The sequence below is a fragment of the Streptomyces sp. NPDC054786 genome, from assembly GCF_053611685.1.
The window spans coordinates 1-26,349 of sequence record NZ_JBSHAW010000072.1 but is presented as its reverse complement, the minus strand read 5'-3'; the positions used below and the strand labels follow the sequence as shown (position 1 = coordinate 26,349).

The 26,349-nt window shown below is 72.0% G+C and carries 17 protein-coding genes; 7 read left to right on the top strand and 10 right to left on the bottom strand.

Features of this window, described 5'->3' with window-relative positions:
• Positions 1-240, top strand: a 240-nt coding sequence (locus tag ACWGI6_RS36585; RefSeq protein ID WP_453271501.1) for a hypothetical protein, incomplete at its 5' end; no start/stop codon positions are given.
• Between the two features lie 9 nt (positions 241-249).
• Here ACWGI6_RS36585 and ACWGI6_RS36580 read toward each other — a convergent pair.
• From ACWGI6_RS36580 to ACWGI6_RS36565, 4 genes are read right to left on the bottom strand one after another with little or no spacing between them, the layout of a single operon-like run.
• Positions 250-1,410 carry an acyl-CoA dehydrogenase family protein gene (locus tag ACWGI6_RS36580; protein ID WP_453271500.1) on the bottom strand — a complete coding sequence of 387 codons (1,161 nt, stop codon included), beginning with the start codon at positions 1,408-1,410 and terminating at the stop codon, positions 250-252.
• A 5-nt stretch (positions 1,411-1,415) separates the two neighbouring features.
• Entirely contained in the window at positions 1,416-2,357 is a 942-nt protein-coding gene (locus tag ACWGI6_RS36575; RefSeq protein WP_453271499.1) for a hydroxymethylglutaryl-CoA lyase, read from the bottom strand.
• Complete coding sequence (locus tag ACWGI6_RS36570; protein WP_453271498.1) at positions 2,354-4,366, bottom strand: acetyl-CoA carboxylase biotin carboxylase subunit; 2,013 nt, start codon at positions 4,364-4,366, stop codon at positions 2,354-2,356. Before ACWGI6_RS36570 ends, ACWGI6_RS36575 begins: the two co-directional genes overlap by 4 nt.
• A gap of 17 nt (positions 4,367-4,383) precedes the next feature.
• Positions 4,384-6,015 carry a carboxyl transferase domain-containing protein gene (locus ACWGI6_RS36565; protein WP_393906278.1) on the bottom strand — a complete coding sequence of 544 codons (1,632 nt, stop codon included), beginning with the start codon at positions 6,013-6,015 and terminating at the stop codon, positions 4,384-4,386.
• Positions 6,016-6,149: 134 nt separating this feature from the next.
• Here ACWGI6_RS36565 and ACWGI6_RS36560 point away from each other — a divergent pair, with 134 nt between their 5' ends.
• The 3 genes from ACWGI6_RS36560 to ACWGI6_RS36550 all read left to right on the top strand — a co-directional run bounded on the left by ACWGI6_RS36560 (position 6,150) and on the right by ACWGI6_RS36550 (position 9,043).
• Positions 6,150-6,803 (top strand): SACE_7040 family transcriptional regulator, encoded by a 654-nt coding sequence (locus ACWGI6_RS36560; protein ID WP_453271497.1) that lies wholly within the window; start codon positions 6,150-6,152, stop codon positions 6,801-6,803.
• Between the two features lie 126 nt (positions 6,804-6,929).
• Positions 6,930-8,087 carry an acyl-CoA dehydrogenase family protein gene (locus ACWGI6_RS36555; protein WP_393906276.1) on the top strand — a complete coding sequence of 386 codons (1,158 nt, stop codon included), beginning with the start codon at positions 6,930-6,932 and terminating at the stop codon, positions 8,085-8,087.
• Positions 8,088-8,107: 20 nt separating this feature from the next.
• Complete coding sequence (locus tag ACWGI6_RS36550) at positions 8,108-9,043, top strand: acyl-CoA thioesterase (protein ID WP_453271496.1); 936 nt, start codon at positions 8,108-8,110, stop codon at positions 9,041-9,043.
• A gap of 214 nt (positions 9,044-9,257) precedes the next feature.
• Here the strand turns inward: ACWGI6_RS36550 and ACWGI6_RS36545 are convergent, their stop codons facing one another.
• Positions 9,258-10,055 (bottom strand): phosphatase, encoded by a 798-nt coding sequence (locus ACWGI6_RS36545; RefSeq protein WP_453271495.1) that lies wholly within the window; start codon positions 10,053-10,055, stop codon positions 9,258-9,260.
• A 233-nt stretch (positions 10,056-10,288) separates the two neighbouring features.
• Here ACWGI6_RS36545 and speB point away from each other — a divergent pair, with 233 nt between their 5' ends.
• The gene (gene speB, locus ACWGI6_RS36540; protein ID WP_393906265.1) at positions 10,289-11,275 is read left to right on the top strand and encodes an agmatinase; all 987 of its coding nucleotides are present in this window, start codon (positions 10,289-10,291) and stop codon (positions 11,273-11,275) included.
• A 105-nt stretch (positions 11,276-11,380) separates the two neighbouring features.
• Here speB and ACWGI6_RS36535 read toward each other — a convergent pair whose 3' ends face one another.
• The 4 genes from ACWGI6_RS36535 to ACWGI6_RS36520 form a co-directional block, all read right to left on the bottom strand.
• Entirely contained in the window at positions 11,381-13,687 is a 2,307-nt protein-coding gene (locus ACWGI6_RS36535; RefSeq protein WP_453271494.1) for an SUKH-4 family immunity protein, read from the bottom strand.
• A 41-nt stretch (positions 13,688-13,728) separates the two neighbouring features.
• Positions 13,729-19,527 carry a toxin glutamine deamidase domain-containing protein gene (locus ACWGI6_RS36530; RefSeq protein ID WP_453271493.1) on the bottom strand — a complete coding sequence of 1,933 codons (5,799 nt, stop codon included), beginning with the start codon at positions 19,525-19,527 and terminating at the stop codon, positions 13,729-13,731.
• A 67-nt stretch (positions 19,528-19,594) separates the two neighbouring features.
• Positions 19,595-19,963 carry a WXG100 family type VII secretion target gene (locus tag ACWGI6_RS36525; RefSeq protein WP_393906262.1) on the bottom strand — a complete coding sequence of 123 codons (369 nt, stop codon included), beginning with the start codon at positions 19,961-19,963 and terminating at the stop codon, positions 19,595-19,597.
• Positions 19,964-20,226: 263 nt separating this feature from the next.
• Positions 20,227-21,945, bottom strand: coding sequence for a helix-turn-helix domain-containing protein (locus ACWGI6_RS36520; RefSeq protein ID WP_453271492.1), 1,719 nt, complete (start codon positions 21,943-21,945; stop codon positions 20,227-20,229).
• Between the two features lie 199 nt (positions 21,946-22,144).
• On the opposite strand from ACWGI6_RS36520, the gene ACWGI6_RS36515 reads away from it, so the two are divergent.
• Positions 22,145-23,707, top strand: coding sequence for a sodium:solute symporter (locus ACWGI6_RS36515; protein ID WP_453271491.1), 1,563 nt, complete (start codon positions 22,145-22,147; stop codon positions 23,705-23,707).
• Between the two features lie 176 nt (positions 23,708-23,883).
• The gene (locus tag ACWGI6_RS36510; protein WP_453271490.1) at positions 23,884-25,614 is read left to right on the top strand and encodes a thiamine pyrophosphate-binding protein; all 1,731 of its coding nucleotides are present in this window, start codon (positions 23,884-23,886) and stop codon (positions 25,612-25,614) included.
• Positions 25,615-25,665: 51 nt separating this feature from the next.
• Here the strand turns inward: ACWGI6_RS36510 and ACWGI6_RS36505 are convergent, their stop codons facing one another.
• Complete coding sequence (locus ACWGI6_RS36505; protein ID WP_453271489.1) at positions 25,666-26,325, bottom strand: TetR/AcrR family transcriptional regulator; 660 nt, start codon at positions 26,323-26,325, stop codon at positions 25,666-25,668.
• Positions 26,326-26,349: the final 24 nt, after the last annotated feature.

Sequence of the window (26,349 nt, the reverse complement as noted above, 5' to 3'; positions counted from 1 at the left end):
CCGCCGGCCCGCCCGGCCGGCTCACGACTGCCGGGCGGGGCACCTCGGTCGGCCCGACCGGCAGTCGAGGACTACACCTGGGGCCACTACCAGCTGGGGTTCACCGACGGCTCCTGGATGCCGGTCTTCTTCCCCCGCACGGTCCGCGACCGCTTCGCCGCGCTCTACCCGCACGCCCGGCACTGGAAGGCACCGCTGCCGGACGTCCTGGCCGGCCCCGCCGCGCAGGGCCGGCCGTAGTACGTGGGGTCAGGCGGTCACACCCAGCTCCCGTGCGATGAGCATCCGCTGGACCTCGCTGGTGCCCTCGCCGATCTCCAGGATCTTGGCGTCCCGCCACATCCGGGCGACCGGGTACTCGTTCATGAAGCCGTATCCGCCGTGGATCTGGGTGGCCTCGCGGGCGTTGTCCACCGCGATCTCGGAGGAGTAGAGCTTGGCGAGCGCGGCCTCCTTCTTGAAGGGCTCGCCGTGCACCAGCCGGGAGGCGGCATGGCGCCAGGACAGCCGGGAGGTGTGGGCGCGCATCTCCATGTCGGCGAGCTTGAACTGGATGGCCTGGTTGGTGCCGATCGCGCGGCCGAAGGCCTGCCGCTCCTTGGCGTAGCGCACCGACTCGTCCACACAGCCCTGGGCGAGGCCGGTGGCCAGCGCCGCGATGGCGATCCGGCCCTCGTCGAGGATGCGCAGGAACTGGGCGTAGCCCCGGCCCTCCTCGCCCAGCAGGTTGGCGGCCGGGACCCGGACGTCGGAGAAGGACAGCTCGCGGGTGTCCGAGGCGTTCCAGCCGACCTTGGAGTACGGGGCGCCGACCGTGAAGCCGGGGGTTCCGGACGGCACGATGATCGAGGAGATCAGCGGGGCGCCGTCGGCCTTGCGGCCGGTGACGGCCGTGACCGTGACCAGACCGGTGATGTCCGTACCGGAGTTGGTGATGAAGCACTTGCTGCCGTTGATCACCCAGTTGTCGCCGTCCCGTACGGCGGTCGTACGGGTGGCGCCGGCGTCCGAGCCGCCGTCCGGCTCGGTGAGGCCGAAGGCGCCGAGCAACTCACCGCTGCACAGCTTGGGCAGCCACGCGCGCTTCTGCTCCTCGGTGCCGAAGTGGTAGATCGGCATGGCGCCCAGGGAGACGCCGGCCTCCAGGGTGATGGCCACCGAGGAGTCGACCCGGGCCAGCTCCTCCAGGGCGATGCCGAGCGCGAGGTAGTCGCCGCCCATCCCGCCGTACTCCTCGGGGAACGGCAGGCCGAACAGGCCCATCCGGCCCATCTCCTGCACGATCTCGTACGGGAACGCATGCTGCTCGTAGTACTCGCCGATCTTCGGGGCGACGACGTCGTGCGCGAAGGCCTCGACCGTACGCCGGAGTTCTTCCAGCTCGGCGGGGAGACGGTGGTCAAGGGACATGAGGGTCACTCCTTGTGGGAGAGGGCGCGAAGGGTGCGGGAGGGGCTCGGCCGGCCCAGGACGTCCGCCATCCACACGCTGGTGGCGGTCAGCCGGTCCAGGTCGACCCCGGTCTCGATGCCGAGGCCGTGCAGCATCCACACGAGGTCTTCGGTGGCGAGGTTGCCGGTGGCGCTCTTGGCGTACGGGCAGCCGCCGAGGCCGCCCGCCGAGGCGTCGATGGTGGTGATGCCGTGCTGCAGCGCGGCGAAGGTGTTGGCGAGGGCCTGCCCGTAGGTGTCGTGGAAGTGCACACCGATACGGGAGGTGGGGACGCCCGCCTCGTTGAGGGAGGCCAGCAGCGCCTGCACATGGCCGGGGGTGGCCACGCCGATGGTGTCGCCCAGGCTCAGCTCGTCGCAGCCCAGGTCGAGCAGCGCCCGGCAGACCCGGACGGTCTGCGCGATGGGCACCGGGCCCTCCCAGGGGTCGCCGAAGCACATCGAGAGATAGCCGCGGACCTGCACCTTGGCGTCCTTGGCCCGCGCGACGACCGGCGCGAACATCGCCAGCGCCTCGTCGACCGTGCGGTTGAGGTTGGCCTTGGCGAACGACTCGGTGGCACTGCCGAACACCGCGATCTGGCGGGCGCCCAGGTCGAGCGCACGGTCCAGACCGCGCTCGTTGGGCACCAGTACGGGGAGCCGGTGCGGATCGATGTCGCCCAGCTGCGGGAACAGCTGCTCCGCATCGGCGAGTTGGGGCACCCACTTGGGGTGGACGAAGCTGGTGGCCTCGACGGTCGGCAGGCCCGCGTCGGCGAGCCGGTGGATGAACTCGGCCTTGACCTCCGTGGGCACGACGGTCTGCTCGTTCTGCAGGCCGTCGCGCGCGCCGACCTCATGGATCCGTACGCGGGTGGGCAGCCCCTCCGCGGTGACCTCCATCGGCAGTCCGGCTGCGGTCATGAGGCGCTCCCCTGCTCGTCCTCGGCTGCCGTCGCGGACGCGGCGGCCTCTTCGGGGTTCTCGTGCGGGGTGATGACGGCCAGGATCTGGTCCATGGCGACGGTGCTGCCCGCGGTCACGTCCAGTTCGGTGACGGTGCCGGCGTGCGGTGCGGAGATGACGTGTTCCATCTTCATCGCCTCGACCACCAGCAGGCCCTGGCCCGCGGCCACCTCGTCGCCGACGGCCACCTTGACGACGGTGACGGTGCCCGGCATCGGGGCGGCCAGGGTGTCCGCGCCATGTGCCCCGGCGGCCCCGCGCAGCGCCGCCGCCACCGGGTCGTACGAGGTCACCTGCCAGGAATCGCCGTCCCGGCCGAGCCAGTCGCCGCTGCGGCGGAAGGTGTGCAGCACCCCGTCGACGGTGACCCGTACGCGGTCCGGCGCGACCTGCCCGGCCGCCGTGCCCGGCCGTACGTCGTGGGCGACCGGGTCATGGCCCGGAACCCGCAGCCAGTGGCGGACCGGGGCGGGCTCGCCGCCGAGACGGAAGCCGTTCGGCGCGGCGAACGGGTCGCGCCAGCCGCCGTCGGCGACCGCCGGCTCCAGGGCCGCCTGCCGTACCGCGGCGGCCGCCGCATACACCTCGTCCGGCACCTCGCCGTCGACCAGGCCGGCTGCCTCGCGCTCGACCAGCCCGGTGTCCAGCTCGCCGGACACCACGTCCGGATGGGCCAGCAGCCGCCGCAGGAAACCGGCGTTGGTGGTCACCCCGAGGGTGACCGTCTCCGCCAGCGCGGCCCGGAGCCGGCGCAGCGCACTCGCCCGGTCCGGGCCATGGGCGATGACCTTGGACAGCATCGGGTCGTAGCGGCTGCCGACCTCCACGCCCTCGGACAGACCGGAGTCCGTGCGCAGCCCGTCGCCCCGGACCTCGTGCAGTGCCAGCACCGTGCCGCCGGTCGGCAGGAAGTCACGGGCCGGGTCCTCGGCACAGATCCGTGCCTCGATGGCGTGCCCGGTGAGGGTGATGTCCTCCTGGGCGTAGGGGAGATGCTCGCCGGCCGCGACCCGCAGCTGCCACTCCACCAGGTCGATGCCGGTGATGAGTTCGGTGACCGGGTGCTCGACCTGGAGGCGGGTGTTCATCTCCATGAAGTAGTACGAGGCCGGGTCCTTGCCCGGGACGATGAATTCGACGGTGCCGGCGCCGCGGTAGCCGCAGGAGCGGGCCGCCTGCACGGCCGCCTCGCCCATCGCGGCGCGGGTCGCCTCGTCCAGCAGGACCGAGGGGGCCTCCTCGATGACCTTCTGGTGGCGGCGCTGCAGGGAGCACTCGCGCTCGCCGAGGTGGATCACCTTGCCGTGGCCGTCCGCCAGCACCTGGATCTCGATGTGCCGGGGCCGGTCGATCCAGCGCTCGACGAGGAGGGTGTCATCGCCGAAGGAGGAGCGGGCCTCGCGGCGGGCGGCGGCGATCTCGTCGGCCAGCAGCGCCTCGTCACGGACCAGCCGCATGCCCTTGCCGCCGCCGCCCGCGGACGGCTTGAGCAGCACCGGCATGCCGATCTCCCGTGCCGCAGCGGCCAGTTGGCCGTCGTCCAGGCCGCTGCCCGAGGAGCCGGGGACGACCGGGACACCGGCCTCCCGCACCGTCTCCTTGGCCCGGATCTTGTCGCCCATCAGCTCGATGGCCTCGGCGGACGGCCCGATGAAGACCAGCCCGGCGTCCGCGCAGGCGCGGGCGAAGGCGGCGTTCTCGGCGAGGAAGCCATAGCCCGGGTGGACCGCCTGCGCACCGGTCCGGGCGGCCGCGTCCAGCAGCCGCTCCACGGACAGATAGCTCTCGGCGGCCGGGGCCGGACCGATCCGTACGGCCGTGTCGGCCTCGCGGACATGGCGGGCATCGGCGTCCGCATCGCTGAAGACGGCGACCGAGCGGATGCCGAGGGCGCGCAGCGTACGGATGACACGGACCGCGATCTCGCCTCGGTTGGCGATGAGCACGGTGTCGAAATTGGTGGCCATTGCTGGGGACATCCCTCTCACATCCGGAAGACGCCGTAGCCGGGCGCGGTGCTGTCCTTCTGGGGAAGCGGTGCGTTGGCACAGGCGGTCAGCGCCAGTCCCAGCACCTGCCGGGTCTCCAGCGGGTCGATCACGCCGTCGTCCCACAGCCGCGCGGTCGCGTAGTAGGCGTTGCCCTGGCTCTCGTACTGCTCGCGGACCGGCGCCTTGAACGCGGCCTCCTCCTCGGCGCTCCACTCCTCGCCGTGCGCTTCGAGCTGGTCGCGCTTGACGGTCGCGAGGACGGAGGCGGCCTGTTCGCCGCCCATCACCGAGATCTTGGCGTTCGGCCACATCCACAGGAAGCGGGGGGAGTAGGCCCGGCCGCACATGGAGTAGTTGCCCGCCCCGTAGGAGCCGCCGATGACGACCGTCAGCTTGGGCACGCGGGTGCAGGCCACCGCCGTCACCATCTTCGCGCCGTGCTTGGCGATACCGCCGGCCTCGTACGAGCGGCCGACCATGAAGCCGGAGATGTTCTGCAGGAACAGCAGCGGGATACCGCGCTGGTCGCACAGCTCGATGAAGTGGGCGCCCTTCTGGGCCGATTCGGAGAACAGGATGCCGTTGTTGGCGACGATGCCGACGGGGTGGCCGTGGAGATGGGCGAAGCCGGTGACCAGTGTCGTGCCGTACTCCGCCTTGAACTCCGCGAAGCGGGAGCCGTCCACGAGCCGCGCGATCACCTCCCGGACGTCATAGGGCGTGCGGGAGTCGGCGGGCACCATGCCGTACAGACCGGCCGGGTCGGCCTTCGGCTCCTCGACAGTCCGTACGGTCCACGGGAGCGGCTCGCGCTCGCCGAGGGTGGAGACGATGCTGCGCACCAGGCGCAGCGCATGGGCGTCGTCCTCGGCGAGATGGTCGGTGACGCCGGAGGTCTTGGCGTGCACCTCGCCGCCGCCCAGTTCCTCGGCCGTGACGACCTCGCCGGTGGCGGCCTTCACCAGCGGCGGTCCGCCCAGGAAGATCGTGCCCTGGTTGCGGACGATCACTGCCTCGTCGCTCATGGCCGGGACATAGGCGCCGCCCGCCGTGCAGGAACCGAGGACGGCGGCGATCTGCGGGATACCGGCGCCGGACATCCGGGCCTGGTTGTAGAAGATCCGCCCGAAGTGCTCCCGGTCGGGGAAGACCTCGTCCTGCATCGGCAGGAAGGCACCGCCGGAGTCCACGAGGTACAGGCAGGGCAGCCGGTTCTCCAGGGCGATCTCCTGCGCCCGCAGATGCTTCTTGACCGTCATCGGGTAGTACGTACCGCCCTTGACCGTGGCGTCATTGGCGACGATCACCGTCTCGCGGCCGGAGACCCGGCCGATGCCGGCGATCACCCCGGCGGCCGGCGCGGCCCCGCCGTACATCCCCTCCGCGGCCAGCGGCGCCAGCTCCAGGAACGGGGAGCCGGGGTCCAGCAGGGCGTCCACCCGGTCGCGGGGCAGCAGCTTGCCGCGCGCGGTGTGCCGCGCCCTGGCCTTCTCGCCGCCCCCCAGCCGGGCCGCCGCGAGCTTCTCGCGCAGCTGTGCGGCCAGCTCGCGGTGCGCGGCCTCGTTGGCCCGCCAGGAGTCGGACGCCGGATCGGCGGCGCTCCCCAGCACCGGTGCCTGCTCCATCAAGACGAGCCCCCTTGCTCGGTCAGCTGTCCCGGTGCCGCGGTCCGCGGCTGCCGGGCCATCCGGGTTAATGGGCGTTAACCTCATTGCCTTCAGGTTAACGAGCACTAACCCGGCTGTCTACAATCGACGGCATGAGTAATGCGCAGGACTCCGCCCCGACCAGCCGCCGTGAGCAGATCCTCAAGGAGGCGGCCCGGCTCTTCGCGGAGCGCGGCTTCCATGGCGTCGGCGTGGACGAGATAGGGGCGGCCGTGGGCATCTCCGGCCCCGGCCTCTACCGGCACTTCGCCGGCAAGGACGCGATGCTCGCCGAACTGCTGGTCGGAATCAGTGAGCGGCTGCTCGACGGCGGCCGGATGCGGGTGGCGGAGGGCGGGGAGAGCCCGGAGGCGGTGCTGTGTGCGCTGATCGACGGCCATATCGACTTCGCGCTGGACGACCGGCCGCTGATCACCCTGCACGACCGTGAGCTGGACCGGCTGCGGGAGGCCGACCGCAAGCGGGTCCGCCGGCTCCAGCGGCAGTATGTGGAGCTGTGGGTGGAGGTGGTCCGCCGGGTCCACCCGGCCCCCTCCGAATCCCAGGCCCGCGCCGCGGTGCACGCCGTCTTCGGGCTGCTCAACTCCACCCCGCACCTCGGCCGTCCGGGCGCCCTCCCGGGGCGTACGGAGATGGCGGAACTGCTGCACCGGCTGGCACTGGGAGCGTTCGGCGCGGCGGCCGGGGAGGCGGCGGCCGACGCGGCGGCGGGGGAGTCCATGGCGGCGGCGGTGCCGGGCGCGTGAGCCGGGTCCTGGGCCGCACAGGTTTTCGTTGACCTCTGGACAGCCTAGGTGACTGGCCGGTAGCTTTCGCTGAGCAAGCGCTTAGCCATGCGCTTGGTCCGGCGACATGGAGGAGGCGACGTAGCAATGCGCCGTACGGTGTTCAACGAGGATCACGAGGCGTTCCGCGAGACGATACGCGCCTTCATCGAGGCCGAGGTCGTCCCTGTGCACGACGAGTGGTTCGCCGCCGGCCAGGCCCCGCGCGACTTCTACTACAAGCTCGCCGAACTGGGCGTCTTCGGTATCCGTGTCCCCGAGGAGTACGGCGGCGCCGGCATCGACTCGCACAAGTTCGAGGCCGTGATGTACGAGGAGACCTCCCGCGCGGGCGTCTCCTTCGGCGGCTCCGGCGTGCACGTGCTGCTCGGTCTGCCGTACATCCAGATGCTCGCCACCGACGAGCAGAAGAAGCGCTACCTGCCGAACTTCGTCAGCGGCGAGGAGATGTGGGCGCTCGCGATGACCGAGCCGGGCACCGGCTCCGACCTCGCGGGCATGAAGACCACCGCGAAGCTGTCGGACGACGGCACGCACTACGTCCTCAACGGCGCCAAGACCTTCATCACCGGCGGTGTGCACGCCGACCGCGTCATCGTCTGCGCCCGCACCGCCGCCCCCCGCGAGGACGACCGCCGCCACGGCATCTCGCTCTTCGCCGTGGACACCAAGTCCGAGGGCTACTCCGTCGGCCGCAAGCTGGACAAGCTCGGCCTGAAGGTCTCCGACACCGCCGAGCTGGCCTTCGTCGACGTCAAGGTCCCGGTCGACGACCTGCTGGGCGAGGAGAACAAGGGCTTCGCCTACCTGGGCCTGAACCTCGCGTCCGAGCGCTGGGGCATCGCCTTCGGCGCCTACGCCCAGGCCAAGGCCGCCGTCCGGTTCGCCAAGGAGTACGTGCAGGAGCGCACCGTCTTCGGCAAGCCCGTCGCCGCCTTCCAGAACACCAAGTTCGAACTGGCCGGCTGCCAGGCCGAGGTGGACGCGGCCGAGGCCGTCGCCGACCGCGCCCTGGAGGCCCTGGACGCCGGCGAGCTGAGCCCGGCCGAGGCCGCCTCCGCCAAGCTGTTCTGCACCGAGGTCGCGCACCGCGTGATCGACAAGTGCCTCCAGCTGCACGGCGGTTACGGCTTCATGAACGAGTACCCGATCGCCCGCCTGTACGCCGACAACCGCGTCAACCGCATCTACGGCGGCACCAGCGAGGTCATGAAGATGATCATCGCCAAGTCCATGGGCCTCTAGGCCGTAAGGGCCACACGCACGTGAACGACGCACTCCTGTCCCTGCTCGATCTGCTCGCCCTGGAGCGGATCGAGCAGGACATCTTCCGCGGCCAGAGCCGCGCGGCGGTCGTCCCCCGGGTCTTCGGCGGCCAGGTCGCCGCCCAGGCCCTGGTCGCGGCCGGCCGGACGGTCCCCGCCGACCGTCCGCCGCACTCCCTGCACGCGTACTTCCTGCGCCCCGGCGACCCCGGTGCGCCCATCATCTACACCGTCGACCGGATCCGCGACGGCCGGTCCTTCACCACCCGACGGGTCGTCGCCGTCCAGCACGGCCAGCCGATCTTCCACCTCTCGGCCTCCTTCCAGGTCCATGAGGACGGCCTGGAACACCAGGAGCCGATGCCACCGGCACCGGACCCGCTGGCCCTGCCCACGGCCGCCGAGATGCTGCCGCGCCACGCGGACCGGTTCGTCGATCCGGGTGTCACCGAACGGCTGCTGGAGGCGCGGGCCGCGATCGATCTGCGGTACGTGGACGAGCCGCCGTTCGGCACCGTCGGCCAGGTACGCGAGCCCCGCTCGCAGGTGTGGTTCCGTACGAACGGCGACCTGGACAAGGCGCTCGCCGACGGCGCCGGCTGCGGTGACACCGTCACCCGCCCCCTGCTGGACATCTGCCTGGTCACCTATGTCTCCGACATGACCTTGCTGGACTCGATCCTGCTCGCGCACGGCCGGGGCGGCTGGGCGGTCGGCGATGTGGTCGGCGCGAGCCTGGACCACGCGATGTGGTTCCACCGTCCGGTGCGCGCCGACGACTGGCTGCTCTACGACCAGGAGTCACCCACCGCCCAGGGCGGCCGGGGGCTGGGCAAGGGCCGGATCTTCACGGCCGACGGACAGCTGGTGGTCTCGGTGATCCAGGAGGGCGTCATCCGGGTGCCGCGGGACCGGGGCGGGTCCGGCGGATCGTGAGGGCGGCGGCGGACGGCCCCCGCCACGGCAACGGGCGAGGTCGAGTGCTGCGCCACCACCGGCCGCTCGGAGGATCCCGGCCGATGCTTCCGTTGACGGTCCGCGCGGCATCCGCTGCGTGGACCCGTCGCGTGGTCTGTCCGGTCCCCGTGGATCAGCCTGCCGTGCCGGGCGCCGCAGGCCCTCGGGGCCGGGCGCCGGCGGAGCGGGGCGCTCAGCGCAGCCCGGCCGCGTCCAGCAGATAGGCGGTCAGCGGGTCGTAGTGGCGCGGGCTCAGGACATGGTCGTCGAGCGGGATCGTCACCTGGACCGTGCCCTCGGCCTCGCCCAGGAACAACGCCGGGTCGTTGGAGTCAGCGAAGCCCACCGCGTCGATACCGCGCTGGCCGGCGCAGCCCGCCCAGCCGTGGTCGGCCATCACCAGATCCGGCAGCGGCCGCCCTTCGCGCTCCAGCCCGTCCAGGATCGCGGCCATCGGCTCGGGGGAGTGGGTGTGCCACAGCGTCGCGCCGCGCTCCAGCATCGCCACCTCGCCGAACTGGAAGACCATTCCGTCGTCCGCCCGCAGTCCGTCCGGGATGACCACGATCTCGCAGCCCTGGGCGCGCAGCGCCTCGGCCGTGGCCCGGTGCACATCGAGCAGCCCGCCCGGGTGACCGGTCGCGAACAGCACCCGCTGCCCGTCGGCCGCCGCCTTGCGCAGCACCGCTGCCGCACGGTCCAGCGCCTCCACCGTGAGCTCGGGATCGATGGTGTCCTGCCCCTGCCGGTGGTGCGGATCGTCGTTCACCCCGCAGCGCTCCGCCATCACGGCCAGCACGTCCTGCTCGTCCGTCCAGCGATCGCCGAACTCCAGGCCGAACCAGTAATAGCGCTCGCCGTTGGCGAGTCTGCGGTAGTGGGAGAGGTTGTTCTCGCGGGGAGTGGCGACCTCACCGGCGATCCGGGTCCGTACGAGATGATCGACGAGTTCGGCGCGCGAGGGGGCAGCGGCTGCGGAGGCTATCGGCATAGCGCCCATTGTGCCCGTACGCCTGTTCCGGGGCGGTGGAGTTCCGCAGCCCGGACACCGGGGTGCGGATGCCGGAGCGGTGGCACCGCGGTGCGGACGCCGAGAGCCGGGAAAAGACCTGGCCGCCGCCTGTCCGGTGTCCCCGGGCCCCCTGGCCAAAACGTCCAACGCACCGGGCCTCATCGCCGCAAATGTCCATGTGCCACGCGCCCGGCCGTCCCTACTCTCACCTCATGACCACCGCAGCCAGCGCATCCAACGGGCCCGTGGGCCCCGTCGACTCCTCCCGCATCCCGCGTTTCGCCGGGCCGGCGACCTTCGCCCGACTGCCCCGCCTCGACGAGGTCGGCGGCCGGGCCGATGTGGCCGTCGTCGGTGTCCCCTTCGACACCGGCGTCTCCTACCGCCCCGGAGCCCGCTTCGGCGGCAACGCCATCCGCGAGGCGTCCCGCCTTCTGCGCCCCTACAACCCGGCCCAGGACGCGTCGCCCTTCGCGCTCGCGCAGGTGGCCGACGCCGGTGACATCGCGGCCAACCCCTTCAACATCAACGAGGCCGTGGAGACGGTCGAGGCCGCGGCGGACGACCTGCTCGCCGGCGGCGCCCGCATGATGACCCTCGGCGGCGACCACACCATCGCCCTCCCCCTCCTCCGCTCGGTCGCCAAGAAGCACGGCCCGGTCGCGCTGCTGCACTTCGACGCCCATCTGGACACCTGGGACACCTACTTCGGCGCCGAGTACACCCACGGCACCCCCTTCCGCCGCGCCGTCGAGGAGGGCATCCTCGACACCTCCGCGCTCTCCCACGTCGGCACCCGCGGTCCGCTCTACGGCAAGAAGGACCTCGACGACGACGAGAAGATGGGCTTCGGCATCGTCACCTCCGCCGACGTCATGCGCCGCGGCGTCGACGAGGTCGCCGACCAGCTCCGCCAGCGCATCGGCGACCGCCCGCTGTACATCTCCATCGACATCGACGTCCTGGACCCGGCCCACGCCCCCGGCACCGGCACCCCCGAGGCCGGCGGTCTCACCTCCCGCGAGCTGCTGGAGATCGTGCGCGGGCTGTCGTCGTGCAACCTGGTCTCGGCGGACGTCGTCGAGGTCGCCCCGGCGTACGACCACGCGGAGATCACCTGCGTGGCCGCCTCCCACACCGCGTACGAGCTGACGACGATCATGTCGCGGCAGATCGCGGCGGCCCGGCAGGGCCAGTAGGCACCGCGCGGCCCCGCAGGGCCGACAGCGGCAGCAGTCGACGACGCCCGGCCCGCCACGGACACCGTGGCGGGCCGGGCGTCCCTTTCCCGGGGCCGGACGCGGCTACTCGATGAACCAGCCGTCGTACGACGCCAGGTCCCACGTGCCGTCTTCGAAGGGGTAGCCCTCCTCCAGAATCGTCCGCCACAGCGGACCGTCCGCGGCCTCGGGGTCCAGCCGCTGACACCACGCGTGGAGGCCGGCTCTGGCGTCCTGACGGTCCAGGGGGCAGGGGAAGGGACTCCGGCGATATGCGTCGAAGAGCCTGACCAGGGAGAAGAACTGCGCGAGGCTGCGGCCCGCCAGGAGCGAGTCCATGCCGCCCGTGCCGTCGCGCAGCACCTGCCCGGAGCCGCCGTCCAACAGCAGCCTCGAATACATCCAGAAGCCGAGGTCGTAGAACGGACCGCCGGTGGGCGGAGCGGAGGACGAGTCCGCCGGCCAGGGAACCTCCGCCAGGCCGTCGGAGGACGGCGGGTCCGTGATCAGGTGCAGGAAGCCCGACACCACGGGCACGCCGACCTCGGTCAGAAAACGCCGCGCCGCGGCATCGGCCACCCCCGCCGGTACCGCGCTGTCGGGCAGGGCCCGGCAGGCGCCCGGGCCGAACGTCTCCTCCAGCCACTGCCGGGTGACCGCATCACCGGAACCTCCGGGCGCTGCCGCGGCGGGGATGTCCGGCATCTCCCAGAGCGCGGCACGGGAGTGGGTGGGCAGCAGCGGCTCCTCGTGCCACAGGGGCAGCCCCGAGAGGCTGTCGCCGGCCCCCGTGACGGCGCACAGTCCGCCCGCCCCCGCCAGCCACCAGGTACGGCCGACGCTGACGGCCTGGGTGACGGCGACCGGACAGCGCGGCGGTACGGTCGGAGCCGACCCGTACACCTCCCATCCGGTCTCCGCGTGCTGCGCGAACACCACCGGCATATCCGGCGGAATCCGGTCCTCGGCGCACCACTCCGCCTCTCCCAGCGGCTCGGGAACGGATTCCCCCGGGGTGGCCGGGTCACCCGTGGCGGGGTCCCACTCCCGGCGGACATACGCGTAGTCGGGGTCGGCCGCCTTGTCGACCGTGGTGTCCCGGCCGGTCACCAGGCGGGCACCGTCGTCATCGACCACGAAGCCCAACTCGTCGATGCGCCCCGCTTCGCCGGGGAGGGCGCCGAACACGCCGCCGGGGCGCCATCGTGACCAGAGGGTGCGCCAGGGCATGCCGACGCCGGCGCCGGCGAGTTCATCGGCCAGTGCGGGACGGTTCGCGCTCAGTGCGGCGTGGTGCAGCCAGGCAACCCATTCGCCCTGGTCTCCGGGGTCGATTCCCTGCCCCTGGAGGAGCCGCACATCGGCCGCGACGCTCCCCTGGGGAACGCCGTCGGGAAAGGCCTGCGCCAGCGCGTCCCAGAGGACACGGGGCTCACAATGCGCCAGGGCGAACCCGTCCTCCAGGGTGTCGGTCAGCTCGCCGGCCAACGCGGCATACACGGGCAGTGTCTTGGCCGCGTACCGGGCGGCCGGGCCACGCTCGGGCCAGGGGCGGCCGTCCTCGGACAGTGCCGAGCGGAGCGCCGTCGCGATGCGGCGGAAGGTGTCCGCCGTGGCCGGCCGCTCCGAGCGGAGGGTGTGTGCGACCGAGGGGTCGAGGAAGGAGAGGCGCTCCTCGGGAGTCCCGTGATCGGTCACGCGCACCACGTCCGTCAGTTCCGTGAGCACCGCGGGGATCTCGATACGGGCGCGGGAGCCGCCGATGGCCCGGCAGAGCAACTCCCATACCGGGAGGGGAGTTTCGGGGACTTCGGACCAGGAAAGAGCGGTGAGGGCGGTCGAGGCGTCCTCGCTCAGCCGGGACAGGAGCGGTGACTGGTCCCCGACGGCGGTCCCGGCCCCGGTGCCGGTCCCGGTGCCGGTGGGAGAAATCTCGATGTCGCGGGGCCAAGGAGCCCCCATGCGCGCCGCGTCCCACTCCATCACCAGCCGGATATCGGCGTTGTAGGCGCCGGTCAGTGCGAAGGAAAGACTGCCGGCCAGACGTTGCGGCTCCGTGGAGTGAAAGGTCTCGCCCGCCCATTGGGCATTGGCCAGGAAAATGACGTGCCGACCGCGCGGGTCTTCATACAGCCGCGACTGGCCGCGACGGTCTCCGTGTGGCGCCGGCCCGGTGGAGGTTTCCTGCTGAATTCGCAGAGCCACCGATTCGGCCGACATTCCACGGCAGTCCACGAACAGGGCGTCCGGGGTCCGATGTGCCGTCTCGCCGAGCCAGTTGGTCTTTCCGCTGCCGGGGGCGCCGGTGACGATGAGCCTGCGCCGCTTTCCGTCCGGGCGGTCCAGCCAATTCCTGAGGACGGATTCGCTGGAGCCCTCACCATCAGGCACGAGACGACACCCTTTCCGCGGAGGTCATGGAGCCCGTCATCCTAGGAGAGGTGTCCGCCGCGTGCCAAGTCTCCCCAGATGCCCCGCAGTTTATTGACATAGGCGCTCGAATCCCGTTTGAAGCCGGCCATGGCAAGTTGCCTCGCCTTCCTGACCCCTTGCCTTCCGCCGTCCCTCTCGACCATTTCGTCGACGTTCTCGGGATCTCCCTGACGGAATCCCGTCCCGTAATAGATTTTGACGTCGTCGCCGAGTTCCCTTTGCAGATACCCGGAGCAGTCGTTGCCGCTGATGGAACCGCAAGGCTCGCGCTCCGTGTAGAGGCTGACGGGTTTGAGCGGTGGCTCATTCCTCGCCGCCCGCTCCTCGTTCACGGACTTCATGTAGTCGACCACATGCGGCTCGGAGTGAACTCCGCCGCCCCATTGGGTGCCCATGGGGAGCGAGCTGTCTGAAATGTAGCGATTTCCATTGATGGACGGATCGAACACTTCGAGGCTGGCGAAGTTCCGCTTCGACCAGTCGCCCTTGTTCCGGTCCAGGAGCTGCTTGAAATCGTCCGCAGTCATGTGATTCTGCAGGTCGTTTTCGGATCGATTGGGCCGCTGCGTCGCGTGGTAATAGGTCGCGGCGTTGTGGTGGCCCGTCGCCTCCATGTTGTCGGAGAGCTTTTGCAGGTTGTCCAGGAACCGCTGCCGCTTGGGCGGGTCGTTGTGGTAGCCGGGATCGTGAACGGCCGGGTGGTGCCGGTTGTCCGCCTGAGGATCGAGCGCGCCGACCGCATGCCCTCGGTGGAAGTCGAGGGAGAGGCGGGTGAGCGCCGCCACCACGGCCCCCTGCTGCCCCCTGGTGAGATCGGTGAAGTCGGATCCGAGGGTGTCGACGAGGGTCTGCTTGCTGATTCCTTCGGGGTGGGCGGCCCGCGCGAAGAGCGAGGGGAGCAGCCCCTGCTCACCCCAATTCTGCAGATTGTTGTAGACGGGCTCCAGGTCGACCGGACGGACTTCGTGCGTGGTGCGCAGATCGGCCTGGGCGGCTTCGGGCAACAGCCCTCGATCGAGATGGTCGGCGGTCTGCGGGGAGTCCGGATCGGGCGCGTGGTCCCGGGCCTCGTGCTCCGTGTCCCCCTCGGACCGGTCGTGGTCCTTGTCCTCGGTGCCGCTCGGGTCGTGCGCCGTCCCCTCCGGGCCGCCGGCGTGCTCCTCGTCGGTCCGGGGCCGCTTCGCGTCCCCGTGCGCCTCTTCGTCGTCAGCCGGCCGCTTGGTACCCGAGGGGTCGGAGGGCGGGTGGTGACTGTCGGTGCCTGAGGGGTTCTCCGGGGGGCGGCGGTCGGTGTCTGTGGGGTTGTCCGGGGTGGTGTGGTCCGGGCTGTGGGAGGAGGACGGGGCGTCCGGGGTGGTGTGGTCCGGGCTGTGGGAGGGCGACGGGTCGGCCGGCGCGTGCTGCTCCGGACGATCGGAGTGGGACTCGGGGGTGGTGTCGGTGCCGGCGGGGTGCGGGCCGGGGGCGTTCTGCTGTTGCTGCTGGTGGGGATTGTGCTGCGGGTTCTGCGGATTCTGGGGGTTCTGTGGATTCTGCGGGTTGTGCTGGTTCGGCTGTTGCTGCTGCGGGTGGTTCTGCAACTGCTGGTTGTGCTGCGGGTTTTGGGGCTGGTGCTGAGTCGGGCCCTGGTTGTGCTGGGGGTTCTGGTGCTGCCCCTGCTGGGGGTTCTGGCTCTGGTGCTGTGCCTGCTGGGGGTTCTGATTCTGGTGGGGCTGTTGGTTCTGGTTGGCCGCGGGATCGAAGGGCTTGCGGTCGGCGTCGAGGGTCAGATGCCACACACCGTCGGCGTTGGTGTGAATGGGCTGCTGGCTGATCTGGCCGGTCTGGCTGTCCACCCAGACGACGCGGCCGTTGTGGTTGACGGCGTTGAAGACGTGGGCGCCGCCGCCGGAGCCGTCGGGGTTCTTGGGCCAGGTGACGAGGACCGCGGCGGCCGAGCCGTGGCCGGACTGGCGGAGTTCATCGGCGATGTGCTGGTAGCTGTCCTGCGCGTTCCGGCCGGAGTTACGGAAGCTGGTGCCGGCCCAGTTCTGGATGTTGTGGGTGCCGTTGCGTTCGCCGCTGACCCGGTCCAGGCCGCCGTGGCCGTCGTTGTCGTAGGTGCGTGGTGCGGACACCTGCGGGTTGCCGTACCAGGACTCCATGAACGAGCGGGTGCAGTCGGCGCAGTTGTTGGAGCGTCCCGGGACGGTCGGACCGCCGTCGTTCTGGAAGCGGGACCAGGGCTGGAAGGGGTCCGCGTGGCGCTGCGGGCTGCCGTCCGGATTGCGCGGGAAATTGTGCTCCAGCGCCTGCTGGTCGTGCGGGAACGGCGAATACAGGCCGCTGGGCTGGTGGTTGAGGCTCGCCCGCACGTCGTTCAGGTTCGGCCGCGGGGGGTGCTGGGGCGTCGGCTGCTGCTGGTGTGGTGGCTGCTGCTGCTGGTGGTGTTCGGGCTGCTGGTTGTGGTGCTGATTCGGAGCCTGGTGCTGCGGCTGCTGCTGGGGGTTTTGCTGCTGGTTCTGCGGTTGGTTCTGGGGGTGGTTCTGATGCTGCGGGTGTTGCTGGTTCGTCGGCTGCGGCTGGTGACTCTGGAGCGTCGGCTGCTGACGAGGGTCCGGACGGTGGGGCTGCTGCGTCGGCTGTTGCTGAGGCTGCTGTTGGCGCGGGTCCGGGCGGTGGGGCTGTTGTTGCTGTGGCTGTTGCTGCGGCCGCTGGTTGGGGTCGTGTGGCTGTTGCTGCGGCCGCTGTTGGTTGGGGTCGTGCTGTTGCTGCTGCGGGGGACGCTGGGTATCCGGGCGGGTGGCGTCCGGGCGCGGCTGGGCCTGATCGGGGCGCTGCAGGCGGGGGTCGGGGCGCTGGTCCCGGGGATTGCGCGGGTCGTCCGGACGGGTCGCATCCGGGCGGGGACGTGACTGGTCGGGGCGGGGTGTGTCGGGGCGGGTGGTGTCCGGCCGTGTGGTGTCGGGTCGGGTGGTGTCCGGGCGCGTGGTGTCCGGCCTGGTGGTGTCCGGGCGCTGGTTCCGGGGGTGTTGCTGGTCCGGGCGTATGGGCTGGGTGTTGTCGGGTCGGGTGTTGTCCGGACGTACGGGTTGGGTTTGGTCGGGTCGGGTGTTGTCCGGGCGTACCGGTTGGGCCTGGTCGGGGCGCGGGCCCTGTTGGTTCTGTGGGGACTGTTGCGGCTGGCTCCGGTCCGGGCGTACGGCCTGGGTCTGGTCCGGGTGTTGGTTCGACGGGGTCGACGGGTTAGACGGGTTCGACTGGTTTGGCTGGGGTGGCGGGTTCTGGCCCTGGGGTGTCTGGCCGCCCTGTGGGTTCGGTTGGTTCTGGCCGCTTTGGTCGGGGCGGGGGCCGTCCAGGCGCGGGTTGTGCGGAGGGGGTTCGGGGCGGCGCTGTTGTGTGGCGTCGTGGATCGCCTGGGAGCCGTCGGGGCGGCGGTTCGGGCCCGGTGAGGCCGTGGTGGGGCGGGGGCCGTCCAGACGCGGGTTGTACGGAGGCGACTCGGGGCGGCGCTGTTGTGTGGCGTCGCGGATTGCCTGGGAGCCGTCGGGGCGGCGGTTGGAGGGGGCGGAGGCGTTTCCGTTGGACGGTGTGCCGCCGCGTGGCGGGGCGGCGTTGGGCGTTGCCGGGCCGCCCTGCGAGGGCATGGCAGTGGGCACACCCATCATCGGGCCGGGCGTCTGTGGGGTGTTCTGGGGCGACTGCTGCGGTGTGGCGGGCGTGCCGGCGCCGGGGTCCGCCGTGTGCTGGGTCGGCGGCGGTGCCGTCATGGTGCCGGCGGACTGGGTGGTGACGGTGGTGTCGTCGTCATCCCGGGCGTGCGGCATGGGGTCGCCGGGGGACGGGTCGCGCTGCCCGACGGGCGGGCCGGAGGAGGAATGCTGCACGGGGGCGCCCTGGGAGGGCAGGTGTGGTGTCGCGGGGCGTCCGCCGGCGGTGTGGGAGTCGTCCGCGTTCTGGGAGCCGTTGTTGCCGCTGTTGTTGCCATCGCCGTAGTGCGAGGTGTCGGTGTTGGTGGGCGGGTTGCCGGCCACCGGGTCGGGGGAGGGCGACGACTGCTGCGGCGACGGGGTCGTGTCCGGGTGGGAAGGCCCGTCGGGGGTGGGGGAGTTGGGCCGGTCGGCGGACGAGTGGTCCGGGGCCGGGCCGGTGGCCGAGTGGTCGGGGGCCGGGCCGGCGGACGAGTGGTCCGGGGCGGGGCCGGAGTCAGGGTTCGTCCCCGAGTCGGGGGTCGGTGCGGCGTCCGGGTGCAAGGACGGGCCCGGGGCCGGCTGGGTGCTGATGGAGCCGGTGTCGGGACGCGCCGAGTCAGGGGTGTTGTCGGGTGTGGGGTGGGTGCTGACGGCGTCCGGGCGCGCGCCGTCCGGGGTGTTGTCCGGGGTGGGGTGGGTGCTCGTCGAGTCCGTGTCCGGGCGGGAGGCATCCGGGGTGGGACCGCCGGAGTCGTGGGAGGGGCCGCCCGAATCGTGGGTGGGGCCGCCGCCGGTGTCCGACGTGGGGCCGCCCGAGCTGGGGGTGTTGCCCGAGTCCGGGGTGGGTCCGGAGTCCGGAGTGGTGGAGCCCCCGTACGGGTTGTGGCTGCTGTCGCCGGTGTAGCCCTCGTCGAAGGCGGTGCGCTGGTCCGGGGGTGGCAGGGGCTGGGCCTGGGGGGTGTTGCGGTTGCCGTCCGGGCCTGGGGTGGAGCTGTCAGGGGTGGTGGAGGGGTCGCTGCCGGAGCCCGCGCCGGAGTCGCTCATCGGGCGGGGGGAGTGCGACGGGCCGCCGCTCCCGGCCCCCGTGCCCGTACCGTTTCCGCCGCCGCTCGACTCACCGGACCCCGACCCGGATCCGGATCCCGACCCGGTCCCCGAACCGCTGTCGGTGCCGGACCCGCCGCCGTCGGAACCGCTTCCGGACCCACTGCCGCTTCCGTCACCGGACCCCGACCCGCTGCCGGAGCCCGCACCGTCCCCGCTGCCGGAGCCGCTCCCGCTTCCGCTCTCGGAGCTGTTCCCGCTTCCGGACCCGCTGGATTCGCTCGAACTCCCGCTGTTTCCGCCGCTGTCCTCGCCGCCGTGGTCACTCCCGCCCCGCCCTGCGGCGTGATCGAGGCCGCTGCGGGCATGGTGGCCGGCCTTGGCGCCCGCGCCGTCGCGCAGGGACTCGGTGAACGTCTGGCCGGAGTTCTTGAGCGCGTCCACCCCGGCCTCGGCACCGGTCTTGGCGCTGCGGCCGACGTCGAAGCCCTGCTGGGCCCCGAAGTTCATGTTCATGCCCTGGGCGATGGCATCGGAGATCATGGCCTCCAGCGCGGAGACGGCGGGCTCCTTGACCGTCTCGACGATCGCCTCGACCAGGGCCTCGCGCGCTTCCTTCAGGATGCGGCGGACGATCAGACGAGTGGCCTGGGTGGCGCCGGCGGCCCCGATTTCGGACAGGCCGAGGGTGAACGGAGCCGCTGCCTGAGCTGCGATGATCTCTGCCGCAAGGATCGCCAACTGGGCGATCACCGCGACTTTCATCCCGATGATGACCACGGAGCCGGCGTTCAGCGCGAAGGCGATGAGCTCGGCGGCCGTACGGGCATCGTCGAGGTAGCCGGAGCCGCTGCCGGAGAACTTCTCCCAGGTCTTGCTGAAGCCGTCGATGCTGTCGCCGGAGTTGGCCGACAGCACGTTGCCGGCGGCCGAGACGCCCTCGGACTGCAGCTGCTCGACGGCGTTCGCGAAGTCCCGCCATCGGTCGGCGGACTCGTTCATCTTGTCCTCGTCGCCCGTCGGCCAGTCGTAGCCGAGCATTTCGAGGACCCACTCGAGCCAGTCCGGCAGCATGAGCGACATGGCTTCCATCCCCCGTAAAACAATGAAGCGATGATGACCGTTGCGGAAAAGGAGAACTGACTGCTAATCAGGTCTGGGGTGCCTTGAGGGCGACGATCTTCTGGCCCTCGGCCTCGGCGTTGGCGACGTGCTGTTTCATCAGCGAATCGTTGAAGTCCTCGTCGGCCTGGTGGTTGTCGGCCATGGTGTTCAGGGCGCCGCCGATCTCCTGGAGCTTGGCGGCCAGATGCCCCATCGATTCGTACATGCCGTCCCGCAGGCCCTCGTAGACCACGCCGAACTTCTCGCCGATGTCGTCATCGCCCCATGGCGGGGTGTCCTGGCCCTCCAGGCCGGTCAGCGCGTTCTTGAGTTTCTCCACCGCGGATTGGTAGCGCTGCCCGACGCTGGTGAAGTCTTTGCCACCGGACTTCAGCGACGGTATATCTGCTTGCAATCCCTCTCCGGCCACGCCTTCCCCCGTTCCGATGCTGGCGTCACGTACGGCACGACTCGGCAAAGTTTAGTGGCGTACTACCCGATTTCCTCAAGGCGTTGACTGTCACAAGGGTGTCACCGAGCGGTCGGCGGCGGATGCGGCCCGGCGGCCCTTCGCCGCTCCGCGTCCGCCGGCCGTGGCCCGTGGTCCCTCGCCGCTCCGCGTCTTCCGGCGGGTGAGGCTCGCGTTCGGGGACAGGCCGCTGAGGGTCCCGCTCGCCGTCAGGCCGGTGGCGTGTCCCGGTCGAGCGAACGGAGGGCGAACCACAGCTCCATGCGGACGTCGGGGTCGTCCAGATCGCTGTCGAGGAGGCCGGCGATACGGGTGATGCGCTGGCGGACGGTGTTGCGGTGGATGCCGAGGGCGGTCGCGGTGCGGTCCCAACTGCCGTGCAGAGAGAGCCAGTTGTGGAGGGTGGCGAGGAGAGGCGGGGAGTCGGCCAGCGGGGCGAGCAGGGCCTGGGCGTGCTGCCGGGCGTCCGTGGGGGCGACGAGCGAGGTGATGCTGTGGGGGCCAGGGGTGCGATGGCGTACCAGGGCGGCGCGGCCGGCGAGGGCACGGCGCAGCGCGGAGGCGGCATGCCGGTCGGCGGCCGGCAGTTCCGGGACGGGGGCGGGTTCGCTGATGCCGAGCGTCCAGCCGGGGTGCGCGGTGATCTCCTGACCGGCGGGGACCAGGGCGCGCAGGGCGGGGCCGCCGCCGGGGTGCCCCGCGGGGCTCGTGGCCGGCCCGGCTCCTGCGTCCGGGGCGACGAGTGAGGTGCCCAGCGCGACGGCCAGCGAGGCCGCCGACTCCGTGGTGTCACGGCGGCGTTCGGCGTGTACGACGGTCCAGAGGGGAGAGTCCAGGAGCGGGGCGACATCGGACGGGCGGGCGCCGAGGAGCAGCCGGACCAGGGCCGCGGATTGCCCGGCGGCGGCCGGGCCGTGGTCGGTGGCCCGGCCGGTGATCAGCGAGAGGAGTACGGCGGCGACGCCCGCGATGGCGTGTGCGGGCGGGTCGTGCGGATCCGCGGCGACCACGAGGGCGAGCGCCCGGCCGGCCGGTGCGCGTCCCGTCGCGGCGTAGGCGGACAGTGAGCTGCCGGGGAGGGTGTCGGTGGCCGAGGACGGGCCGCCCGTGCCGACGACCTGCGCGAGACGGCCGGCCGCGGCCCGGACGGAGGCGGTGGGGCGGGGGCCGGCGGAGCCGTGTTCCGCGCCGTCCGGGGCGAGCAGCGCGGTCCAGCCGTGAACATGGCGGGCCAGTGCGCGCAGCACGGCGGCCGCCGGGTCGGGGCGGGCGGCGGCCGCGGCCAGTGCGCGCTGCGCCTCGCTGAGCCGGGTCAGCTCGCGGTGCCTGGCCTCCGTCACCGCCTGCCATACGGCGCTCTCGACGGCGGTGAACGGGGTGCCCGCCGGGACCTCGACGAGCGGCAGGCCGTGCCGGTCGCAGGCCGCCACCAGGGCGCGGGGGACGGTGTCGTGCACCGGCGCGATCCCGAAGCCGAGGGCCGCGGCGCCGGCCGCGACGGTGCGGGCGGCGTAGCCGTCGAGGTACGCGTCGAGGGCGGGGTGCGAGCCGAGCCCGGCGGGGGTGTCCGCACGGGGGGCGCCGGACGGCACCGCGGGCGCGGCCGGCTGCGCCGAGTCCGTCCCGTCCGCGGTGCCGACGCCTGTCTCGTCCGCCGTGCCCGTGCCCGTCTCGTCCGCCGTGCCCGTGCCCGTCTCGTCACCCGTGCCCGCGCCCTTGGTCACCTCCGCCAGATGCAGCCCCGCGGTCAGCAGCATCTCGCCGCCCAGGAGGTACGGCACCGGGTCGGCCATCTCGGAGGTGTGCACCCAGTGGATCGCGACGCCCTCGCGCGGGCCGGCGATCTGGCGCAGGCCGAGATCCGTACGGGCGAGCAGATCCGCGAGCGGCACCGGTGGGGTGGACGGCGGAGGGAGCGGGTGCGGCATGTGCGAACCATCCACATCGGAGGGTGGTGAATGGAGGAAACGTACACTTCAGCGTCGCCTTCGCGCCTCCTAGGGTCAACCCCCGAGGCGCGGCGCTTGGACGGGACCCCCGCTCGCCAAGCGCCCGCCGCCTCGACCTCACACCCCGCTCTCCCCCTCCCCCCTCTCTCCCCCTCGGCGCAGTTGGAAGGGATGGCCCATGGCTGTCGACTATGCGGTGATCGTGCTCTATTTGGCCGGAATGCTCGCTATGGGTTGGTGGGGGATGCGGCGCGCCAAATCCAAGAGCGACTTCCTGGTCGCGGGCCGCCGCCTCGGCCCCGCGATGTACTCGGGCACCATGGCGGCGATCGTCCTCGGCGGCGCCTCCACCATCGGCGGGGTCGGGCTCGGCTACCAGTACGGCCTGTCCGGCGCCTGGATGGTCTTCACCATCGGCCTGGGGCTGCTGGCGCTGAGCGTCTTCTTCTCGGCCCGGATCGCCCGGCTGAAGGTCTACACGGTCTCCGAGATGCTGGATCTGCGCTACGGCGGCTCCGCCGGCATCATCTCCGGCGTCGTCATGTGGGCGTACACGCTGATGCTGGCGGTGACCTCGACCATCGCCTACGCGACCATCTTCGATGTGCTCTTCGGCATGGACCGCACGCTCTCGATCATCCTCGGCGGGGCGATCGTCGTCGCGTACTCGACGCTCGGCGGCATGTGGTCGATCACCCTCACCGACATGGTCCAGTTCGTCGTCAAGACCATCGGTGTGCTGCTGCTCCTGCTGCCCATCGCCGTCATCAAGGCGGGCGGCTTCGCGGAGATGAAGTCTCAGCTCCCGCACGACTACTTCGCCCCGCTCGGGATCGGCGGCCAGACGGTCTTCACCTACGTGCTGATCTACTCCTTCGGCATGCTGATCGGGCAGGACATCTGGCAGCGGGTGTTCACCGCGCGCAGCGACAAGGTCGCGCGCCGCGGCGGCACCGCGGCCGGTACGTACTGTCTGGTCTATGCGCTGGCCGGTGCGGTCATCGGCACCGCGGCCAAGGTGCTCTATCCGCATCTGGGCAGCCCGGACGACGCCTTCGCGACGATCGTCAAGGACGCGCTGCCGGTGGGGGTGCGCGGGCTGGTGCTGGCGGCGGCGCTGTCCGCGGTGATGTCCACGTCCTCGGGCGCACTGATCGCCTGTGCCACGGTCGCCAACAACGACATCTGGTCCCGGATCAAGGGCGCCGCCGCACTACGGCGGCGACCGGCCGCGGGAGGGTCCGGCGACGGGGGCCCGGAGACCCGGGCGGAGCAGGCCGGGGACGGGGCCGAGGAGCACGACGAGGTGCGCGGCAACCGCGTCTTCATCCTCCTCATGGGCCTCGCGGTGATCGTCATCGCGATCGCGCTGAACAATGTCGTCGAGGCGCTCACCCTCGCCTACAACGTCCTCGTCGGCGGCCTGCTGGTGCCCATCCTCGGCGGGCTGCTGTGGAAGCGGGGCACCGCCGCCGGCGCGCTCACCTCGGTCGCCGTCGGCGGGCTGACCGTCATCGGCCTGATGGTCTCGCTCGGCGTCCTCGCCAACGAGCCGATCTACTACGGACTGATCGCCTCGCTCGTCGCGTACGTGGCGGTCAGCCTGGCCACCAAGCCCACGGACGCGGCGGTGCTGGCGGCCTGGCGGGCACGGCTGGCCGGCCGGTCGGAGGGCGATGCGGCCGGTGACCCGGCCGGGGGAGCGGCACTGGCACCCCCTTCCGCCGCCGGACGGGCCTGATCCGGACACCCACCGTCCCTGTCCCGAGTTGTCGGCCAGGGGGGTATCCCCGGACGCTCCCCTGGCCCCACCCCGGGCCCCCCGGTGCTCGGCTCCCCCTCCCTGATCCCCTACGCCCGCACGCCCCTACGCCCGCACCCCGCACGTCCGCCCGCCAAGGAAGGCAGCACGCACCCATGAGCACCACCACCCCCACGCCCACGCAGCACCGGCGCAACGGCGGTGACCTCGTCGTCGAGTCGCTGGCCGCACTCGGCGCCGGGACCGTCTTCGGGCTGCCGGGGCAGCATGCGCTCGGGGTGTTCGACGCACTGCGCCGCTCCGCGCTGCGCTACGTAGGGCTGCGGGTGGAGAACAACGCGGGCTTCGCCGCCGATGCGTACGCCAGGACCACGCACGGGGTCGCGCCGCTGCTGGTCTCCACCGGCCCCGGCGCGCTGATGACGCTGGCCGCGCTGCAGGAGGCGGCGGCCGGCTCGGCTGCCGTACTGGCCATCGGCAGTCAGGTGCCGCTCGCCGGTATCGGCGGCGGACGCCATGGCTATCTCCATGAACTCACCGATCAGAGCGCCTCGTTCCGGGGCGTGGTCAAGTCCGTCCACACGGCGCGTACGGCCTCACAGATCCCCTCGGCGGTGGCCGCCGCCTGGGAGTCGGCGCTGAGCACCCCGCACGGACCGGTGTGGCTGGAGATCCCGCAGGATGTGCTGCTGGCGGAGGCCGACGTGCCGCCGGTGACCGAACTGGCCGCCAGGCCGAAGGAGTTGCTGCCGCGGGCCGAGCTGATCGCGGCGGCGGCGACCCGGCTGACCGAGGCCGGGCGGCCGGTGATCCTGGCCGGCGGCGGAGTCGTACGGGCCGGGGCCGAGGCGGAGCTGCTGGCGCTCGCCGAGGAGCTGCGGGCACCGGTGGCCACCACGTTCGGCGGCAAGGGCGCCTTCCCGTGGGAGCACCCGCTCTCCCTCCGGTCCTGGATGGAGGACCGCTACACCACGGCCTTCCTGGAGGACGCGGACACCCTCCTGGTCGTCGGCTCGGGGCTGGGCGAACTCTCCTCGAATTACCACACGTTCCGGCCGCGCGGCCGTGTCGTACAGATCGAGGCGGACCTCGGCAAGCTGGAGTCGAACCATGCCGCGCTGGGCATCCACGCGGATGCGCGGGCGGCGCTGGCCGCGCTGGTCAAGGAGGTGGGGGAGCGGGAGGCCCGGGAGGCCGGCCCCACCGAGGGCGACGACGCGCCCACCTCCGAGGAAGCCGGGGCAGCCGCGCCCGGGGCCGGCCATGTGCCCTCTCCCGAGGCCGCCGTATCCGATCTCCTGGCCCGCGTCCGCGACCGGATCGCCGGGCAGCATCTCGACCTGGAGCAGCAGGTGCTGGCCTCGGTGCGGGACGCGCTTCCCGACGGCGCGGTCAGCTGCTGGGACATGACGATCCTCGCCTACTGGGCCTGGTCCGCCTTCGACCCGCGGCGTACGAACGCGCTGCATTCGGCCCAGGGCGCCGGCGGGCTGGGCTACGGTTTCCCGGCGGCGCTGGGCGCGGCCGTCGCCGACCCGGCGCGGCCGGTGCTGGCGGTGTCCGGGGACGGCGGCGCGATGTACTCGATCGCCGAGCTGGCCACCGCCCGGCAGTACGACCTGCCGGTGACCTGGCTCATCGTGGACGACGGCGGATACGGCATCCTGCGCGAATACATGAGCGACGCCTTCGGCGCGGCCACCGCCACCGAACTCACCCGGCCGGACTTCGTGGCACTGGCCGAGTCGTTCGGCGTCCCCGCGGTCCGTACGACCCCGGAGCAGCTCCGTACGGACCTGGCGGCGGCGCTGGCGGCCCCCGGCCCTTCGGTCGTCGTCCTCCCGGCCCACCTGAGGATGTTCGCGCCGACGCATCTGCAGTCCTGACGACGTCCGGGCCCGGCATCCGGGCACGTCGGGGCACCGGCCGGGGACGCCCTACGCCCCGCCCGCGCTCACCCGCCCCTGCAGCAGCCGTGACAGCGCCGCATGGACCTCCTCGACCGAGCGGTCCGGCTGGAAGGACTGCCAGTCCAGGGCGGCCACCAGGACCATGCCCAGGAGCGCGGAGGCGGTGAGGGGGATGTCGAGCTCGTCGGAGAGTTCGCCGCTGTCCACGGCGTCGCGCAGGACGGACTCGACGACGGACTGGGCGCGGCCCCGTACGGAGGTGAGGGTGGCGCGCCAGGTGCGGTTGGTGCGCCACAGTTCGGCGACGTAGAGCTGGATGAGGGCGGGGGAGCAGGCGATGAAGTCCAGGCCCGCGCGGATCATGGCGTCCAGGGCGTCGACCCGGGTGCCGCCGCGGGCCGCTGTGGTGTCGGCGGCCCGGCGCAGTGAGTCGGCGAGCAGGTCGATGCCGTCCCGCAGCAGCTCCTCGTAGAGGACGTTCTTGCCGGCGAAGTTGTAGTAGACGGTGCCCTTGGCGACGCCGGCACGGTCGGCGATCTCGTCGACGGTGGTGGCGGAGAAGCCCTGTTCCGCGATGAGGGTCACGGCGGCGTCGAAGAGCCGACGGCGCGTCGAGGTGCGGCGGGTGACGGGGGAAGCCCCCGGGGCGGTGCCGTCGACCGCACCGCCCCGGGGCCCCCCGAGCACGCACACAGGCTGAGTAACGGGTGC

Coding starts and splice junctions, on each gene's coding strand:
- ACWGI6_RS36545 (WP_453271495.1), bottom strand. CDS start 10,055: ATGCCGATAGCCTCCGCAGCCGCTGCCCCCTCGCGCGCCGAACTCGTC.
- ACWGI6_RS36565 (WP_393906278.1), bottom strand. CDS start 6,015: ATGGAGCAGGCACCGGTGCTGGGGAGCGCCGCCGATCCGGCGTCCGAC.
- ACWGI6_RS36580 (WP_453271500.1), bottom strand. CDS start 1,410: ATGTCCCTTGACCACCGTCTCCCCGCCGAGCTGGAAGAACTCCGGCGT.
- ACWGI6_RS36555 (WP_393906276.1), top strand. CDS start 6,930: ATGCGCCGTACGGTGTTCAACGAGGATCACGAGGCGTTCCGCGAGACG.
- ACWGI6_RS36520 (WP_453271492.1), bottom strand. CDS start 21,945: ATGCCGCACCCGCTCCCTCCGCCGTCCACCCCACCGGTGCCGCTCGCG.
- ACWGI6_RS36530 (WP_453271493.1), bottom strand. CDS start 19,527: ATGTCGCTCATGCTGCCGGACTGGCTCGAGTGGGTCCTCGAAATGCTC.
- ACWGI6_RS36515 (WP_453271491.1), top strand. CDS start 22,145: ATGGCTGTCGACTATGCGGTGATCGTGCTCTATTTGGCCGGAATGCTC.
- ACWGI6_RS36560 (WP_453271497.1), top strand. CDS start 6,150: ATGAGTAATGCGCAGGACTCCGCCCCGACCAGCCGCCGTGAGCAGATC.
- ACWGI6_RS36570 (WP_453271498.1), bottom strand. CDS start 4,366: ATGGCCACCAATTTCGACACCGTGCTCATCGCCAACCGAGGCGAGATC.
- ACWGI6_RS36510 (WP_453271490.1), top strand. CDS start 23,884: ATGAGCACCACCACCCCCACGCCCACGCAGCACCGGCGCAACGGCGGT.
- speB (WP_393906265.1), top strand. CDS start 10,289: ATGACCACCGCAGCCAGCGCATCCAACGGGCCCGTGGGCCCCGTCGAC.
- ACWGI6_RS36575 (WP_453271499.1), bottom strand. CDS start 2,357: ATGACCGCAGCCGGACTGCCGATGGAGGTCACCGCGGAGGGGCTGCCC.